Annotated in this window: 10 protein-coding genes, 3 rRNA genes and 1 pseudogene (1 of these 14 running past the window's edge); 5 read left to right on the plus strand and 9 right to left on the minus strand. The window is 45.2% G+C overall.

All coding sequences use genetic code 11. The annotated features are described in order from the left end of the window. The 3 genes from PNC201_RS05020 to rrf (PNC201_RS05030) all read left to right on the plus strand — a co-directional run. Nucleotides 1–2,657 (plus strand): 23S ribosomal RNA (locus tag PNC201_RS05020); it begins 228 nt to the left of the window's first position. A 240-nt stretch (nucleotides 2,658–2,897) separates the two neighbouring features. Beyond that, nucleotides 2,898–3,011 (plus strand): 5S ribosomal RNA (rrf, locus tag PNC201_RS05025). A gap of 41 nt (nucleotides 3,012–3,052) precedes the next feature. Continuing rightward, a 5S ribosomal RNA gene (gene rrf / locus PNC201_RS05030) occupies nucleotides 3,053–3,166 on the plus strand. A 332-nt stretch (nucleotides 3,167–3,498) separates the two neighbouring features. Here rrf (PNC201_RS05030) and PNC201_RS05035 read toward each other — a convergent pair. The 8 genes and pseudogenes from PNC201_RS05035 to ettA all read right to left on the minus strand — a co-directional run bounded on the left by PNC201_RS05035 (nucleotide 3,499) and on the right by ettA (nucleotide 13,477). Then, a complete protein-coding gene (locus PNC201_RS05035; protein ID WP_102056366.1) occupies nucleotides 3,499–4,956 on the minus strand; it encodes a sensor histidine kinase in 1,458 nt (485 codons plus the stop codon). Then, nucleotides 4,953–5,684: a response regulator transcription factor gene (locus tag PNC201_RS05040; RefSeq protein WP_102056367.1), complete on the minus strand. Its 732-nt coding sequence runs from the start codon at nucleotides 5,682–5,684 to the stop codon at nucleotides 4,953–4,955. The genes PNC201_RS05035 and PNC201_RS05040 overlap by 4 nt, the downstream gene beginning before the upstream one ends. Before the next feature lie 52 nt (nucleotides 5,685–5,736). Beyond that, nucleotides 5,737–6,444 carry a spondin domain-containing protein gene (locus PNC201_RS05045; protein WP_102056368.1) on the minus strand — a complete coding sequence of 236 codons (708 nt, stop codon included), beginning with the start codon at nucleotides 6,442–6,444 and terminating at the stop codon, nucleotides 5,737–5,739. A 10-nt stretch (nucleotides 6,445–6,454) separates the two neighbouring features. Next, nucleotides 6,455–7,153: a spondin domain-containing protein gene (locus tag PNC201_RS05050; protein WP_102056369.1), complete on the minus strand. Its 699-nt coding sequence runs from the start codon at nucleotides 7,151–7,153 to the stop codon at nucleotides 6,455–6,457. Between the two features lie 239 nt (nucleotides 7,154–7,392). Continuing rightward, the gene (locus PNC201_RS05055) at nucleotides 7,393–9,360 is read right to left on the minus strand and encodes an FAD-dependent L-amino acid oxidase (RefSeq protein WP_102056370.1); all 1,968 of its coding nucleotides are present in this window, start codon (nucleotides 9,358–9,360) and stop codon (nucleotides 7,393–7,395) included. Between the two features lie 364 nt (nucleotides 9,361–9,724). Continuing rightward, nucleotides 9,725–10,769 (minus strand): annotated as a pseudogene (locus PNC201_RS05060) (glutathionylspermidine synthase family protein). A gap of 185 nt (nucleotides 10,770–10,954) precedes the next feature. Further along, complete coding sequence (locus PNC201_RS05065; protein ID WP_010378318.1) at nucleotides 10,955–11,320, minus strand: PilZ domain-containing protein; 366 nt, start codon at nucleotides 11,318–11,320, stop codon at nucleotides 10,955–10,957. Between the two features lie 492 nt (nucleotides 11,321–11,812). Next, the gene (gene ettA, locus PNC201_RS05070; RefSeq protein WP_010604458.1) at nucleotides 11,813–13,477 is read right to left on the minus strand and encodes an energy-dependent translational throttle protein EttA; all 1,665 of its coding nucleotides are present in this window, start codon (nucleotides 13,475–13,477) and stop codon (nucleotides 11,813–11,815) included. A 462-nt stretch (nucleotides 13,478–13,939) separates the two neighbouring features. On the opposite strand from ettA, the gene PNC201_RS05075 reads away from it, so the two are divergent. Further along, a complete protein-coding gene (locus tag PNC201_RS05075; protein WP_102056371.1) occupies nucleotides 13,940–15,880 on the plus strand; it encodes a LodA/GoxA family CTQ-dependent oxidase in 1,941 nt (646 codons plus the stop codon). Nucleotides 15,881–15,891: 11 nt separating this feature from the next. Continuing rightward, the gene (locus PNC201_RS05080) at nucleotides 15,892–16,971 is read left to right on the plus strand and encodes an NAD(P)/FAD-dependent oxidoreductase (protein WP_102056372.1); all 1,080 of its coding nucleotides are present in this window, start codon (nucleotides 15,892–15,894) and stop codon (nucleotides 16,969–16,971) included. 156 nt (nucleotides 16,972–17,127) lie between these two features. On the opposite strand, the gene PNC201_RS05085 is transcribed toward PNC201_RS05080, so the two are convergent. Continuing rightward, nucleotides 17,128–18,423, minus strand: coding sequence for a sensor histidine kinase (locus PNC201_RS05085; protein ID WP_233525213.1), 1,296 nt, complete (start codon nucleotides 18,421–18,423; stop codon nucleotides 17,128–17,130).

Genomic DNA, 18,423 nt, shown 5'->3' on the forward strand with positions numbered 1-18,423 from the left:
ATTCCGAAAGTAGCGGCGAGCGAAATCGGAGCAGCCCTTAAGCTTTAGTGTAGTTAGTGGAACATGCTGGAAAGCATGACGAAACAGGGTGATAGTCCCGTACACAAAAACTTATCTAAAGTGAAATCGAGTAGGTCGGAGCACGTGAAACTTTGACTGAATATGGGGGGACCATCCTCCAAGGCTAAATACTCCCAACTGACCGATAGTGAACCAGTACCGTGAGGGAAAGGCGAAAAGAACCCCTGTGAGGGGAGTGAAATAGAACCTGAAACCGTGTACGTACAAGCAGTAGGAGCCTACTTGTTGGGTGACTGCGTACCTTTTGTATAATGGGTCAGCGACTTATATTCTGTAGCGAGGTTAACCATTTAGGGGAGCCGTAGCGAAAGCGAGTCTTAACTGGGCGCTTAAGTTGCAGGGTATAGACCCGAAACCCGGTGATCTAGCCATGGGCAGGTTGAAGGTTGAGTAACATCAACTGGAGGACCGAACCCACTAACGTTGAAAAGTTAGGGGATGACCTGTGGCTAGGAGTGAAAGGCTAATCAAACCGGGAGATAGCTGGTTCTCCCCGAAATCTATTTAGGTAGAGCCTCGGACGAATACTTACGGGGGTAGAGCACTGTTAAGGCTAGGGGGTCATCCCGACTTACCAACCCTTTGCAAACTCCGAATACCGTAAAGTAATATCCGGGAGACACACGGCGGGTGCTAACGTCCGTCGTGGAGAGGGAAACAACCCAGACCGTCAGCTAAGGTCCCAAAGTGTATGTTAAGTGGGAAACGATGTGGGAAGGCTAAAACAGCTAGGAGGTTGGCTTAGAAGCAGCCACCCTTTAAAGAAAGCGTAATAGCTCACTAGTCGAGTCGGCCTGCGCGGAAGATGTAACGGGGCTAAACATACCACCGAAGCTACGGCTGCGTACGTAAGTATGCGGGGTAGGGGAGCGTTCTGTAAGTGGCTGAAGGTGTGCCGGGAGGCATGCTGGACATATCAGAAGTGCGAATGCTGACATGAGTAACGACAAGAGGAGTGAAAAACTCCTCCGCCGGAAGACCAAGGGTTCCTATCCCATGTTAATCAGGGTAGGGTGAGTCGACCCCTAAGGCGAGGCTGAAGAGCGTAGTCGATGGGAAACGGGTTAATATTCCCGTACTCGGTATGAATGCGATGGGGGGACGGAGCAGGCTAGGCAAGCATGGCGTTGGTTGTCCATGTGAAAGGCTGTAGGCTGGTGACTTAGGAAAATCCGGGTTGCCAAGGCTGAGAGTCGAGACGAGCCACTAAGGTGGTGAAGTTGTTGATGCCCTACTTCCAGGAAAAGCCTCTAAGCTTCAGTTCATACTGAATCGTACCCTAAACCGACACAGGTGGTCAGGTAGAGAATACTAAGGCGCTTGAGAGAACTCGGGTGAAGGAACTAGGCAAAATTGTACCGTAACTTCGGGAGAAGGTACGCTCTTGTTTGTGAAGGACTTGCTCTGTAAGCAAACGAGAGCCGCAGTGACCAGGTGGCTGGGACTGTTTATTAAAAACACAGCACTGTGCAAAATCGTAAGATGACGTATACGGTGTGACACCTGCCCGGTGCCGGAAGGTTAATTGATGGGGTTAGCTTAGGCGAAGCTCTTGATCGAAGCCCCGGTAAACGGCGGCCGTAACTATAACGGTCCTAAGGTAGCGAAATTCCTTGTCGGGTAAGTTCCGACCTGCACGAATGGTGTAACCATGGCCACGCTGTCTCCACCCGAGACTCAGTGAAATTGAAATCGCAGTGAAGATGCTGTGTACCCGCGGCTAGACGGAAAGACCCCGTGAACCTTTACTACAGCTTGGCACTGAACATTGACCCTACATGTGTAGGATAGGTGGGAGGCTTTGAAGCAGAGACGCTAGTTTCTGTGGAGCCGACCTTGAAATACCACCCTTGTAGTGTTGATGTTCTAACTTAGGCCCCTGAATCGGGGTTGAGGACAGTGCCTGGTGGGTAGTTTGACTGGGGCGGTCTCCTCCCAAAGAGTAACGGAGGAGCACGAAGGTTTGCTAAGTACGGTCGGACATCGTACGGTTAGTGTAATGGTAGAAGCAAGCTTAACTGCGAGACAGACACGTCGAGCAGGTACGAAAGTAGGTCATAGTGATCCGGTGGTTCTGAATGGAAGGGCCATCGCTCAACGGATAAAAGGTACTCCGGGGATAACAGGCTGATACCGCCCAAGAGTTCATATCGACGGCGGTGTTTGGCACCTCGATGTCGGCTCATCACATCCTGGGGCTGAAGTCGGTCCCAAGGGTATGGCTGTTCGCCATTTAAAGTGGTACGCGAGCTGGGTTTAGAACGTCGTGAGACAGTTCGGTCCCTATCTGCCGTGGGCGTTTGAGAATTGAGAGGGGCTGCTCCTAGTACGAGAGGACCGGAGTGGACGAACCGCTGGTGTTCGGGTTGTGATGCCAATTGCATTGCCCGGTAGCTACGTTCGGAACTGATAACCGCTGAAAGCATCTAAGCGGGAAGCAGGCCTTGAGATGAGTTCTCACTTTGACTTAGAGTCAACTGAAGGGCCGTTGAAGACTACAACGTTGATAGGCGAGATGTGGAAGTGCTGTGAGGCATTAAGCTAACTCGTACTAATTACCCGTGAGGCTTAACCATACAACGCCAAAGTGGTTTACTAGAATTGTTCCAGACAATTCCTAGCATGACCTCCATCCATGGAGGCCTTAGCTAACAGAAGTTAATAGACTAAAGTAGACAAAAGAATTTAATAGCTTTTTCCAGATTTAAGAATTAAACAAGGTGACCAACCTCAGCGGTATCGCGAAATCGGTTCACCTTGCGCAAATGGAATGCTCGTGCGAGGCACGATGTCATTAAACATTTGCACCCAGTTTTCCTGGTGACTATAGCGTTTTGGACCCACCTGACCCCATGCCGAACTCAGAAGTGAAACAAAACAGCGTCGATGATAGTGTGGATTACCCATGTGAAAGTAGAACATCGCCAGGGCCAAATTTAATATAAAAATAAAAACTAAAAAACAGTATTTTCCTGATGACCATAGCGTTTTGGAACCACCTGACCCCATGCCGAACTCAGAAGTGAAACAAAACAGCGTCGATGATAGTGTGGATTACCCATGTGAAAGTAGAACATCGTCAGGGCCCAATTAAAGAAACCCATTACATTAATGTAATGGGTTTTTTGCATTTTTAGTTCAATACATCACGAGATAAACTCGCTCCCACCTCTGCATAAGCACAGTGCGACGTGGTAGGCGGTTTACCCGCCGATTTGTATGCATACACATCCAAGTCGAAAACGCTGAAGGCTTTCCCAATCTACAAAGTGATCACCTTCTCGAGATAAACTCGCTCTCACTACAGCATAAGCAAAGTGTAATATGGTAGGAGGTGGTTTATCCACCGATTTGTATATCTATACGTCTAGAATATGCTACTTTCCTTTAGGTACCTAAAGAAGGAGAATTAGCAAATCAAAGTGGCAGTGAAATTGTAAATTTACAACCTCGGTTTAGCTTGCTTGATACGCTAATATTTCCTTTTAATAATTTAACGAGCTCGTTTGTGATCGCAAGGCCTAGCCCTGCATTGTGTTTGCGGTTACTTAGGCTATTTTTGGCCTGAAAGCTAGCGTCGAATATATAGGGAAGATCAGCGGCGCTTATCCCAATGCCAGTATCATTAACACTCACTAAAGCAATATCTTGTTGCTGCTGTAATGTGAGCTGTATTTCGCCACCAGCATCAGTATGTCTGATAGCGTTATCGATGAGGTTTGATAAAATCCTGTCTAATTTCCCGATATCACTGTATACACTAACTTCGCTTGCTTTCGGGCTTATTGAGATGGTTATTCCGCGCCGTTTAGCTTGCAATGTAAATTTAGCCGCAACGTCATACATAAGTTCAAGTAGATTAAAGGGCTCAATATGAAGTTTGGTATGTCCAGCTTCTAGATGGGCGAGTTCAAAAATTTGCGCGATAAGATGATTGAGCTGATTTATATTTTTGCTGGCAATTTCGATGTGCGAAACGATATTTTTGTCACTCGTTTGTTTTTCTATCAGTTCAATGTAACCTTTAAGCGAGGCAAGTGGTGTGCGGAGATCGTGGCTTAGCTGTGAAAGTAGTTCTTTACGTTGTTCATCTTTGAGGTTAAGTGTGGTTAATTGCTGCTGAATTTTATCCAGCATAGCATTGACGCTGCGACCCAGCTGATGGATCTCATCATGTTCTTCGGGCCAATTTATTTGAGCATCACGACTAATATTAAACTGGTTTTGGCTGACATGATCTATATATTGAGTCAGTCTGGACACGGGCTTAGTGATTTTATTAAGTAGTAGCAGGACAACAACCAGCAAAAAGAACAAAGTGCCTAATAACCAACTTACACCAAGCATCACCTTGTCTGAATTTTTTAGTTGCTCAATAATGCTATCGTATTTTGATGAGCCGATGATGATATATAGATAACCCTGCAAAATATCTTGATTAAATACAGGGGCTACAGAGAAAATTTTACTGCCGTTAACGCTTCTCGGATCATCTCCAAATACAGGTAGTTGGCTATTGCTCTTTAGGAGTTTTTTTAAAGGGGTAACATCAATTTGCTGACGTTTAACCTCTCCAGGGGCGGCAGAGTAAGTTAATAACTTACCTTCAGGGGAGACGAAGTAAAACTCGAATGAGGGGCCTAAGATCATCAAGGTGTGAAATAGATTACTCAAACCGTCATAGTCGTACACTCCCTCTTTTATTAGGGGATTATCGTCAACAAGATGGGTCGCAAGTGCGAGGTGTAATTGTTGTTCTGCTTGAGACTTAGAGACTTGAGATAGCGCTTGGGTCCACCAAACGAAAATCGCTGCAATGACAACGAAAGTGACAAATAAGATCAGTGCGAGTTTTTTGTAGAGTGAGAGCTTCATACGCTTTGCCCGCAAAGAGAGGCTGAATTTAATTTGTAACCAACACCCCATACTGTTTCTATCACCGTATTATTTGAAATAGCTTCAAGCTTTGCCCTCAGACGATTAATATGGGAGTTAACGGTATGCTCGTATCCTGAGTGTTGGTAGCCCCATACTGATTCTAATAACTGGGTTCGAGAAAACACGTGATTTGGGTGTTTAGCAAAAAACTGCAGCAGCTCAAATTCGGTTGCAGTAAGGTCTAATCTAACATTAGCCAACGAAATTTCATGACAACAGGCATCGATAACTAAGTTTCCAACTGCAATTTTATCGCGTGGGAAGTCCGCATTTTCAGTCTGCATTGATTGCTTAAGTTGCCTGACATGACGTAGCTGCGCTTTCACCCTTGCTTGCAACTCTCTCGTATTAAAAGGCTTGCATATATAGTCGTCCGCACCAACTTCAAGTCCAATGATCCTATCGATATCGCTACTTTTTGAGGTGACGATGATGACACTACTCATAGGGTAAAGCGCCTTAAGCTCTCGACAAAGGGTTAGTCCATCCATATTAGGTAGCATTAAATCCAGTAAAATCACGGCAAAATCGTTCGCTTTAGCAGCCGATAATACTTGGCTGCCGTCGGCAACATGCGTTACCTCTAAAGCTAACTCCTCTAAATGCACTTGGAGCAATCTCGCTATGTCTAAGTCATCTTCAACTAGCAACACGGTTTCTAACATAAATAGCCCTTTATGAAAGCGCAAACGCCTATGGCAGACGTTTGCGCATAGGCTATTTAATTCTCTCGATAGTGACTGCAAGCAGCGGGTTATCAAATTTATGGATACTAGTGAGCGTTGAACTTTGGAGTCCATCATCACTACCAACTACACCACTGTGCATCGTCACCATGTTGTGATTATCGTTGCGCTCTGCGTTAAAGCCCTCACCGCTGTCTGCTGGGCCTGGTATGGTTCCCGCGGCTTCACTATTCAGCTCAGTGCCAGCATCGTAGGCAAGTGTTCGATACATTTGCACCTCACCTACGGGCAACGCAGAGACGTCTATAGCATTTAGACCGGAGAATCCATCATTGGTATTCACCATCATGGTTAATAGCGATAACTTAAGCTCAGAAAGGTCTGTAGTTTTGATGGAAAGGTTGGTTGTCGCACCGGGGCCTAAAGGTCCATCTGTTGAGACGGATGCTTGTGTCATCTCATCGGCTATAATATCGCTGTTATTTCCGCCCTCTGCAAGTTGCTCTAATGCTTCACTTGCTGGCATGCCGACAGTAAAGTAATGACCAGACTGATGAAGCAGCGCTGCAATTGGTGACATAGGCTGTGCGTGTGTAAGGTTCGTGATAGTGATGGCAAACTCATACTCAACTGGCTCCGGCTCAACCGGAGGCTCTGGCATCACCATATTATTGTCATTGTCTCCACATGCACTGAGTAGGAGCGCAGACATGGCAATTAATGCTAATTTCGCTTTCATAGCTCCCCCCTTATTTTACGGTTATTGTTACTTTTGCCACAGGATTTAACCAACGGTGCACGGTGTTATGCAGATCGCTATTACCGCCGACTTGCTCGTTGTCACCTACGTTGCCTCTGTGAATATGGACCATGGTGTTTTCTTCACTTGCTGTGACGCCAGCTCCTTGAGTGCCAGGAGCCGCACCTGGCGATGCTGGGATCCCTAAAATACCGGGTGCACCAGAGCCTTCGACAACTAATTCATTATTCGCTTCAGTACCTGCATCATAGGCATTAAGGTAAACTTCATAGGTGCCGGCAGCGCTTGGAATAGGCCACGCATTTAATCCTACAAATCCATCATTGGTAGGAAGTAGCATCGCCACAATTGAAAGATGCGTATTTCCTTCACTCGTTGATATCATCGCCATTGTAGAGCCTGCGGGTGCAAGTAGCCCCTCAGCTGGGTTGGCGACCATATTGGCGTTTGAGCTTTCGAGGATTTGTCCTAAAGCTGAAATGTCACCGCCTTCGGCCATGGCTTGCAATGCTTCAGAAGCTTGCTCGCCGAGTTTAAAAAGAGCGGTATCTTGATTATGAGCAGCCACCAGTAAAGGCGTATAGTAAATACCGTGAGTGAGGTTAGTGATTTTTACTTCAAGGTCTTGTGCCAGCGCAGCGCTTGATAAACACGTTGCGACTAATGTTGCCAGGATTTTTGCTTTCATGATGTACTCTTCTTATTAGGATTAACAGTCTCCTTATCATGGCCGCAAGATATTGAGATAGGCTCACGGAGTTATCACGTTTTTATCACAAAAGCGTAGAATACTTATCACAGGGCTCAGAGCAGCTTGGATTAACTTGAAATACGCCTGAACGGTTCTTGTTGATCGAAAACTATCAATTAGTTCTGCAAGGTGGGGATAATGAGGAGTAAAAAACTCCTCGTTACTAGAGAAGCGGGTTAGGGCTTATCGAAATAACTGAGGTTGACGCCAAGCACACTATTGGCATCAGCAAGCGTTACTTTGTCTTTAGTGTTTGGCGAAAAGTTAGGATCGATATATTCCATAATCATTTCATTAGCAATTTTTCGATAGGCGATTTGTATTGCTTCTGAAGAGCTACAGCCTTGGTCTGTTTCAAAGACTTTGCTTAGTGGCGCTAAGCCAAACCCTTTTTGTAGCACTAAATCTGTCGAACGTAATGCACCTTCTACCCAGCCCTGATAATCAGAGTAAGCTTCACCGCAGGTAAATAGATTTGGCAACGGCTCTACTAAACCTTCGATGACGTCTTTATCATTCGCTCCAATCGCCCATTGATGTACACCAAAACCAAATTGAAGATTTTCAGGGACATTGAAATTCACATTCCCTTCCCAAATTCGAGCGCTTGTGAGGGTGGGCTGTGGAACATAATGTGTATTAAAAATGTCTTTAAAGAATTGTGTCGCTTGTCGTACAACCGCTTCCGAGGCTGGAAATATATCACTGGGAATAGATTCAACGAGTTCCGACTCACGAGGGTGATGATAAAGCTCACCTTTATTTTGCAGTGCACTCCAAAAATTAATATTTAAATAATCACAGTAAATAGTCAATGCGGCTGGGCGACTGTATTTAGCTGCTTCTATCCCTTCGAGTTTGTGTTGGGTTTCAGAGTTAGGCTCGGCATGACGCTCGTTATACATAAGCGCGGCTGCGAGTTCATCATCTAAAGCATAAAAGGGATAAACAGAACCTGTTGGTAAATCGGCAAAGTTAGGTCCAAAACTGACAGCTGGGCGGCCTGTCATGCCGGTTCCCCACCATGCAGTGTCGTAATATAAATTAATCTTCAGGAGCGGTTGGTTGCTTGTGCTTAGCAATGTATCCCATAACGCATCGCGCCGCTGCTTTGGTAGCTGTTTGAATACATCTGACGCTATGAACAACTTTTCAAGCGCGAGCCTTGGCAGCCCTAAAATAAGCTTTTCGGCTTTAAATGTTCCTTCGCTTATCTGTCCGTCTTGCTCGGTTTTGGTGTACTTAAGTACATAAAGATTGTCTGCTTTATCAAAGGCGATGCTATCGATGCTCGTTTGCAGGTAAATCTTCTCTTTACCTATTTTATCCACCAGCGCGTTTGGCAGGGTGCTAAAGCCGTCTTTAAAGGTTCTAAATTCGACATCTGCAGGAAAGTCTTCCAAAAGCTGATAGGCAACCCCCGCATTCATTTTCGATAAGAAGGTGCCATTAAAGCCCAAAACACGATACAGCATGGTGATACATTCTTGGCTATAACCCATATCAGTGAGTAAATCCCACAAAGACCAATTATATAGCGGTTCACCTTGCCATTGACATTGCAGACGGAAATCCTGCCAAAACTCTGGACCGCGAACCTCTGGCCTTGAATCGAACTGTGGATTCACTTGCAAGATACGATTAAAAACAACATTAATAATGTCTTTGGGATTAACACCTTGTTCGTTTGGGTCGAGGTTATAAAGTGCCGACCAAATATGATAGTCGTCTTGTTCAGCATCGTTTACCGAAAAGCTGGTACCGCGAAAGTAGAGCCGGTTATTGCCGCCGCTATTCATGGGGAACGGGACTATCTGATCTTCTAGGCCTAACTTTAGAAAGAGGGCCATTAGGTCATCCATACCCTCAAATAGAAACCGCATACCACCTTGTTCTTCTTTGACTGTAATGGTGCTGTCAGGCTTTGCTCCTGCGCGGTTATCTCTGAAATGGATAAGATCTGAGTCCAATCTTCCACCTGTGCGGTTGCTGCGCTCAAAAATGGCGAAGTCATCAACGTCTGTTTCGCACTGTAATCGCCAAGCGCTATACAAACCAGACATGCCAGCCCCTATCACTGCGACTTTGACCGCTTCTGGAATGGGTTTTTGACTAATGTCTGTACCTATTTTGTAGTGAGTCATGTGAGTTCCTTAGTCGACGATGTCTCACACTTTTGAGGCTGACTGCTTTTATACCAATTGGTATTACTTCCTAGCTCGCTAAGTGATCTATAACGTATCTATGCACTCCAACCTGTTGAGTGCACTTCCCAAAAATTTGTTGCAACAAGCCAAGTATTGTTTTCTCAACTTGATGCAAAACCCAGTTACTACTTTAGTACACTGGTTAAGTTTGTGTTAATTTTTGCGGCGGGTTTTGCCAAGTGTTTGTCTAAAAAGCACGAATGGCATGAATTTAATAAGCTTTTATTCTCGGCTGAACACTAATTTGAGAGATGGAACACATTTGTTCCATACCGACTAAGTTATTTAATGTTCAATGAGTTTAGCCAACAATGATATGGGGTAAGAAACGGCTAAGATATTGGATGATCAGGCTTTTATCTTCACGAACACTAATTCCAATCGCTTTATCGCCGACAATCCATGAGCCGATGAGCGTACTGAAGCCTGCAAATTTGGGTAAAGGTGAGTAAGCTTGATAAATATAACCTTCTTCGCGATATCTATCAGCAGATTGTGCAAACAGCTGTTGATCTTTTCGGATTTCAATATTCGCGCCTTCGCGAGAAAATAACGGCTTCTTCACATAGCCGGACTCACTACTTGCAATTTTATGCTTGTCCTGTTCAAAGTATGCCGGTAACAGATTTGAGTGATTTGGAAAGGTTTGCCATAGCAAAGGTAAGATTACTTTATTAGATAAAATCGCTTTCCTTGGAGGCTCTAGCCATTGCACTTTTGCTTCCGATAATTGTTCGCTATATTCATCTTGAAACATAAATTCCCATGGGTATAGCTTAAACATCCATTGGATTTTTGAATCATCAAGGTCGACAAAGTGTTGGTTATCAAATCCGATATCTTCGATAAAAACTTGCTTCGTTTTGAGTCCAGCTTCCATCGCGCAACTGCGCATATATTGAATGGTGCCCAAGTCGTCAAAGCTTTCTTTGCAGCAAGAAAAGTGTAGGGGAGCACCACGGTAGCATTTATGCAGTTGATAACAGTGCCCATCAGCGCTTCTTGAAGGTCATTTAATTGATCCGCATTACGTGGTAACTTACCGGCTTTTACCTGTTCTTCAAGCCACTACCAGTAATCCGTTTCGAATAAGCTGGTGGGCGTGTCGAAATTGGCCTCCAGCAATTGGCCTCCAGCAGCTTGGCTGGTGACTTTCCATCGTAACTAAAATCAAAGCGACCATAGAGCGCTTGGTCTCGATGACGCCATGAGCGAGTCACTAATTCCCATTGAGACTCAGGATTAGCAAACGGTTGCAGAAGAGACTCGTCATTACACACTAAATCGACAAGGTGTAAGCGCATTTGGTGGAGTTCGTCACTTGGATCTTCCAAGTCTTGCTCAATTTGCTTTAACGTAAATTGATAATATGCACTTTCGTCTCAATACTTTTCACCATACATAGTATGAAGCTCAAAGCCGTGGGCTTTTGCTTGTTCACGCCAGTGTGGGTGTTCATCAACAGAAATTCTTAACATAAGTGTAAAATCGATCCGTCTAATATCAATTAGCTTAATTAAGCGAATTGGTATTAATCATCATCGTAGGTGAGCTGCTCTAGCTCGCGATGAAGTATATCATCATCTCCCAGGTTAAGTTCAATAAGGCGCTTTAAATGCGTCACACTATCGAGATCGATTTGGCGGCAATGTACACCTAGATGACCTTCTTCAACGTGACGAACCTCTACCTCCATTGTAATTTGAATATCACTACCAGGTAGATAAAAGTTTAAACTTGCAGGGTCGTTTTTAAGTGGCACATAGCCATCGGGCAGGGTGAGTAACGCGCCATTGAGCGACAAATCCAAGATTTCGCAGCTAAAATCACCGCTTGAGGCCATAAACTGTGCCTCGTTTGAAAAAATAACTCTGGAAAAACGTCGACGTTCTTTCATTACTGATCCTAATAGTCCGTATAGGTAAAGAATAGCTTATATCATTGTGCTCGCTACTAACAATGACAATAAATTACGCCGCTTGGATGGGATTGCTACTGCAATTTGATTTGCGACTTGCCTCCACAGTGCGGCATGAATAAAGCTAAGCAAGTATTAAAAAATAAAAAAGGCTCCTAACGAAGAGCCTTAGATTATCTATCGTCGATAGACTAGGGCCTGTTGACCTTTGCTGTTTGATTTTTGTTCTTCTGAGTGTGTTTTGGTCGCGACGCTCGACTTGCCGCCTAGTAATCTAGGCAAAAGTTGAGCAACAATGAACAAAGCGCACTCAGGTCAACCCAAAGGGCAGCGCTTGATTGGCATTTCTACTGCGTTATCGCCAGACTTACGTAGAATGACTACGCTACGCTGGCTCTGCCTTGTATAAATACCAATCAAACTGCTGCAAAAACAAACTTGAAAGATCAACAGGCCCTAATGTTTTAATTATTAGCCAATCTTCTTATATTTGATACGTTTAGGCTCTGCCGCCTCAGCACCAAAGGTCTTCTTCAACCATTCTTCGTATTCAGTGTAGTTGCCATCAAAGAAGTTGATTTGGCCTTCATCACGGTAGTCTAGAATGTGGGTCGCGATACGGTCTAGGAACCAACGGTCGTGCGAGATACACATAACGCAGCCCGGGAATTCTAAAATCGCATTTTCTAGGGCTCGTAACGTTTCAACGTCTAGATCGTTGGTTGGTTCATCCAGCAACAGTACGTTACCGCCTGCTTTTAGTAGTTTTGCTAAGTGCAGACGATTGCGCTCACCACCAGACAGCTCTTTTACAAACTTTTGTTGGTCATTGCCCTTAAAGTTAAAGCGGCCAACATAGGCGCGGCTTGGTACTTCAAAGTTACCAATTTTAAGAATGTCTTGGCCGTTAGAGATCTCTTGGAATACGGTGTTATTACCGTCCATGTCATCACGGAACTGTTCAACAGTGGCGATTTCAACCGTTTCACCAATAGTGATGTTACCACTATCTGGCTGCTCTTGACCGCTTAGCATTCTAAACAGCGTTGACTTACCCGCGCCGTTTGCACCGATGATCCCAACAATTGCACCTTTAGGTACGTTGAAGTTCAAATCGTCAATCAACAATCTGTCACCGAAGCTCTTACGTAAGTTGCTCACTTCAATCACTTGGTCGCCTAAGCGAGGACCAGGTGGAATGAATAGCTCGTTGGTTTCGTTACGCTTTTGATAGTCGTTTTGCTGAAGCTCGGTAAACTGCGCCATACGTGCTTTAGACTTAGCTTGACGACCTTTTGGATTTGAGCGTACCCATTCAAGTTCTTTTTCAATCGACTTCTGGCGTGCTTTCTCTGATTTTTCTTCTTGCTTCAAACGTGCATCTTTTTGCTCAAGCCATGAAGAATAGTTACCTTCCCACGGAATACCATGGCCACGGTCAAGCTCTAAAATCCAGCCTGCTACATTATCTAGGAAGTAGCGGTCGTGGGTGATCGCTACCACTGTGCCCTCGTAGTCATGAAGGAAGCGCTCCAACCACGCAACCGACTCGGCATCTAAGTGGTTAGTCGGTTCGTCAAGAAGCAGCATATCTGGCTTTTCAAGTAACAGGCGGCAGATAGCAACACGGCGTCTTTCACCACCTGATAGGTGCTCAATTTTCGCATCCCATTCTGGTAAACGAAGCGCATCGGCAGCGCGCTCAAGCGCATTATCTAGGTTGTGACCGTCATGTGCTTGGATGATAGCTTCTAATTCGCCTTGCTCTTTAGCTAGCGCATCAAAGTCAGCGTCTTCCATCGCGTACTCTGCGTACACTTCGTCTAATCGATTCAGGGCGCGTTTTACTTCGCCAACTGCTTCTTCAATCGTTTCACGAACGGTTTTGCTTTCGTCTAGTACAGGTTCCTGCGGTAGGTAACCGATCTTAGTACCAGGTTGCGGACGTGCCTCGCCCTCGAATTCGTTATCCACACCCGCCATAATGCGAAGTAAGGTCGATTTACCTGCACCATTAAGGCCTAAAACACCAATTTTAGCGCCCGGGAAAAAGCATAAAGAAATATCTTTCAGAATAGTGCGCTTAGGTGGCACAACTTTGCTCACCCGCGACATGGTATAAATATATTGAGCCATGAGTTTCCAATCTCTTTTTTAAGTTAGATGTATTTTAGAGAAAGCCTTCCTGTGCTGCAATGTTGTGGACTACATGATATAAAAAATATAAGTTCCTTCGCTAATTAACTTGAGTTGTGGATAGTTAATACCTTTCTAGCAGTCAGCTCCAGTGCAAATGGTGTTTAATTACTAACCAATAGCTATATTGGTTAGCAAATTCGCCTTGCTTATAGGAAGTTGGCACCATAGCGAGAGCAGGATGCGGAAGCGGTGTTTTCCCTAAAATTCTCTGGTTAGACAAGGAGGTAAATTAAGTTGTACTTTAACAACAATGAGTTAGAACATTCCCTGTCCAAATCTTAGATTAAGCAAAATATTTTCGTGTTTAAGTTGTAATTCGATGTAATGGTTTAAGTCAGAAATAGCTTCTACACTGCAGTAATGCTTCATGAATTGAACCACTGTAAAAAGGATTACAACATGTCACATCACTGCAATCAAAACCCCATTGTTTCAGCTGCCATATACCCACCCATAGGTGTAATGCGGGTTGGTAACAGCCCTGAAGAATTTTTTATTGGCCCTGAGGTCGATACCGCCATTCCAAGAGATATGAATTACTATCGCGATAGCACGGGAGCGTTGAAGCGCCAAGCCGCGCGTTTTCGTATTTATGGATTGGACGCCGAGGGCAACATCGTTAAAGAACTCACTTGCGACGATGGCGCTTCTATCATTTGGCATGCTCGCTTGGCTAATCAAAAAGCATCTTGGTATGAGTTTCAATTAGCGTTGGATATTCCAGAGGCGATGGAGGCCGAGCCGAGTTTACTGCGCAACCTCAATGTAAACGACCGTAACAGCTTGCTCATTGATGGTGGTGCGCAGCAGATCAGTGGTATTGCTTCTGGGTGTGGTTGTAGTCGCTTTGAAGGATGCTTTGCTGGTAAAAAAGTGTACTTAGGCGAAATGCGTACCGATGACAAGGGCCGCTTACTTATGCTTGGTGGACACGGGGTGTCAGAAAATCCTCAAGGCCACGAGGCGATCACGTTCGGTAATAATGAAGGCTGGTACGACGATACTTCGGACGGCCCTGTAACTGCTGAGGTGAAATATCAAGGCAAAGCACTTGATGTGAAACCTGCATGGGTTATTTGTGCGCCACCAGATTACGCACCAATGCAAAAATCTCCGCGAACCATGTGGGATTTAATGCGCCAGGTTGCAGTTGATGCCAAGATACTACCAGCACCTGAAGGTAACCCCTCCTTTAGTAAAGACATTCTGCCAATTTTCCAAAGGTTAACCGATTTACAATGGGTTAATGCGGGATTTGCCGCAGGGTTTGGCTGGAATAGCCCCTTTGATTTTACTTCAGAGACTTGGATCTGCCGTTTAAATGACAACTCACGCACATGGCAAGAAGCAAGACGTAATCTCTTTAATAACTTTAGACAGATAGAAAAAGTCACCACAGCGGATGAAAAACATAGTTGGGATCCTAAATTTGCTGCTACCGCACCGCAGCTGTGGCCTTGGTTGTACGGCGATGCGATGAGTGTAGATGCCGATGACTCGCCAAGGCAGTTTGTCACGCTGACAGAAATTCAGTTGAATATGTTACAGCAGTGGTCGAATGGCGAATTTGATTCTGATTACGACCCTTGTTATCGCCCCCCAACCAGCATTGATGAAATTCCGGTTGCTGAGCAACCAGAGATGTTAACTAAAGCGGCGATGGAGTTCTGTTTAGCGGATGCTTTCCATCCTGGATGTGAAATGACTTGGCCAATGCGTACAGCGGGCATGTATAGCGAGGCTTTCCGTCTTAAGCATTCAGAAGATACTGCACCGACCCACGGCACCAATTATGGCGTGGAAATGACATCAGAAATCGCGCTGCATTCGAGTGGCCCGTTAAAAACGGGGCAGGTTGCTGGTGGCATTACGCGTTGGATGGCCATTCCTTGGCAAACAGACACCGCGAGTTGTCGCGATGGCTACAATGAAGCTTACGACCCTTATTTACCGACCTTTTGGCCTGCACGAGTGCCAAATAATATGCTTAGCGAGCAAAATTATCACAGGGTAGTTGATGAAACTAGGCCATTTGCAGAGCGACAAGCAGCATTTAATGACCGGGAGCTGTGGCTAAACGATTTGCCGATAGGCCCTTCAACTAACTATATTGAGCAGATCAACAGTATGATCACTGGGTTTGGTCAATTGGCGGTGGTATTACCGAAGACAGAAAAAGGCGTAACAGGTTTTCCAACCACCATGCAAGTAGGGTTAACACCAGTCAAAGCTGATCACAAAGCAGAAAAACTGCTGACAGCAAGTCGTAATGAAAGCATGCGAGATTGTCGTCCTGATTTGTCACAAACCGACAAAGCACACCGCCGGAATCGCAAATAATAAGGGCTAATATGGCTGAAAGGAAATCGGATATTGTAATTGTAGGTGCAGGCATTGCAGGATGCATTGCTGCACTTGCCTTGCATCCTCACTACCAGGTGATAGTAGTCGATAAGCTCGCCGCAGCTAAAGACAAAGTGGGCGAGTGTTTACCGCCAGCGGCGTCTAGAATTCTCAAAAAGCTTAATTTGTTGCACTTACTACAAAGCCCGGAACATCTCACTTGTCACGGTATGATTTCGTTTTGGGGTAGTGAATCGCCTACCATAGTGGATAACGTTAAAAACCCCGATGGTTTGGGATGGCACATTCATCGGCAGCATTTTGAACAGCAGCTTCGTGATCAATTAGTGCTTCGTGGTATCCCTTTGTTATCTTCTACAAAGCTTACTGATGTGGTGCAAACACAATCAAGTTGGCAAGTTAGGGTTGAAGGCTGCGACACTGACATGTCTATCACGACAACACTGCTTATTGATGCCACCGGTCGCGCCTGTCATCTGGCGAGGCGACTCGGTGCAAAACTACAACAGTTTGATAAGCAAATGGCACTGTGGCTTACCGCAGAGGTTGCCACGACGAAACAGTTTGCGGTGATAAGCGATGAAGAAAATGGCTGGTGGTATAGTGCGCCGAGCGCGGCATGCTCTTCACTCGATCCTAATATGCAGCCTCGGGTGTTTTCTTGGCAGGCTTGCGCTGATGCGATCAAAAAGTGCAACATCACCAACGCTCGAGATTTTTTAGCCAAAGTAAAGCAGGTGAGGGGATTTAACACCTTAGTGGACTTGGTGAATATAGAAACAGCATACCTGCGCCCAATGGTAAGTGCAAATTCGGCCCGTTTGGATAGTTGCGCAGCAAAAGGCTGGTATGCGGTGGGTGATGCGAGCATGAGCTTTGATCCGCTCTCTTCGCAAGGTATGTTGCATGCCATGACCAGCAGCATGCAACTTGCGGATATGCTGCTGTTGCACGGTACGGATTACAAACATGGCGCAAAATTATATCAGTCGCAAATGGATAGAGTGTGGATGCGCTACCTTGAGCATCGGCAGCACTTTTACGAGGGCTCAAAGTTAATCGGTTAACACGTATTATTACTTGTTTGGATTAAAGAAGTGTTTGGATCGAAAGAATGCGACAACATCTATAGTGGTGAAACCAATACCATTGCTGCTGGCCGTCAGTTGATTGCGATGCTTAAAATGTCCGAATAAATGTTGCCTAGAAGTGGCGGTGAACACTCACTTATTCGCTGCCACCAGTGGAAGCTGAATATGAGCAATTGCGCCTTGTGCATCCTTACGATTGGTTAAGCTCAGTTTTCCGTTATGCTGTTCAACGATATTTTTAGCTAAGATGAGCCCAATCCCTTTACCCGTTGATTTGGTGGTATAAAAAGGTACAAACAGGTTGTCAGCGTTCTTTATGCCATGCCCTTCATCGAGTACTTCAATACCTGCGAATTTATGATTGTGATACGCTTTGACGTAAACAGCATTGCGCTCACCTCCAGCTTCCAAGGCATTTTTAATCAGGTTTACAAGTGCTTGCTCAAGTAAGCTTTGATCAATTTGCAGCGTAAAGTCCTGTTCAATGGTTAATCTCACGCGATTGTCGAAAAGCCCTACGAGCGGTGTTAGTAAGTCATTTATGGATATCGCTTCTATATGAAGTTGATGCTGTTTTGCAACGCTTGCATAGCGATTAACAAATGACATCAGGCCATCGCTGCGCTGCACAATCACGCCAAGCGCTTGTTCAAAATCGGCTTGATTTTCTTGCGTGGTGGGAATTTCTATCAAGGTTTGAGCAAGTGACTTAATCGGCGAGAGAGAATTATGAATTTCGTGGCTGAGCACTCTGATCATTTTTTGCCAAGCGTCGCGCTGAGCTTGACTGACAACCGCTTGCACATCGGTTAAGATCACTAAGTGCGCCTGCATGCCTGCAATGGTAAGCTCGCTATAGCGAAGTTGCCACTCATCACCTAAGGTGGGGTGGTTAAAGTGCCAATGACCACGATGATATTCAAGGCTAAACTTATGCGCTTTTAATAAACGCTGGCTTTGCCATGGTTTGCCAATCCAATTTGAGAAGGCTTCATTGGCATGCACCAGTGCAGTGTCGTTATCGAAAATCGCGATGGGGCTGGGCAGTTGCTCAATGAGTCTAAATAGTAATATGGCTTGGTGGTCTCGCTCTGATTTGAATGATTGCAGCTGTTCACACAATTGCTGTGTTTCCTGCTGCAAACTGTGAAGAATTCCCGAGCTGTCAGAGGTGTACAAGCGCTGTCCATACTCTTCGTTTTTAATCGCCTCTATGGTGGTTGAGAGGTGATAAAAAGGTTGTATCAGGCGCTGTTTAAAATGATACAGCAGCAGTGCGAGCGGACAAAGGACAAGGATAAAATAGGTGATAACACTGAGTGTTGAGACCTCAAGGATGACCATAAAAAAAGCGCTGAGCACGGTGAACAGCAACCAAATAACCAGACAAAAAATCTCGATAGTCTGTTCAAAGTTAGGCTTTTTCAT

It is taken from the genome of Pseudoalteromonas sp. NC201 (genome assembly GCF_002850255.1).
Classification (GTDB): domain Bacteria; phylum Pseudomonadota; class Gammaproteobacteria; order Enterobacterales; family Alteromonadaceae; genus Pseudoalteromonas.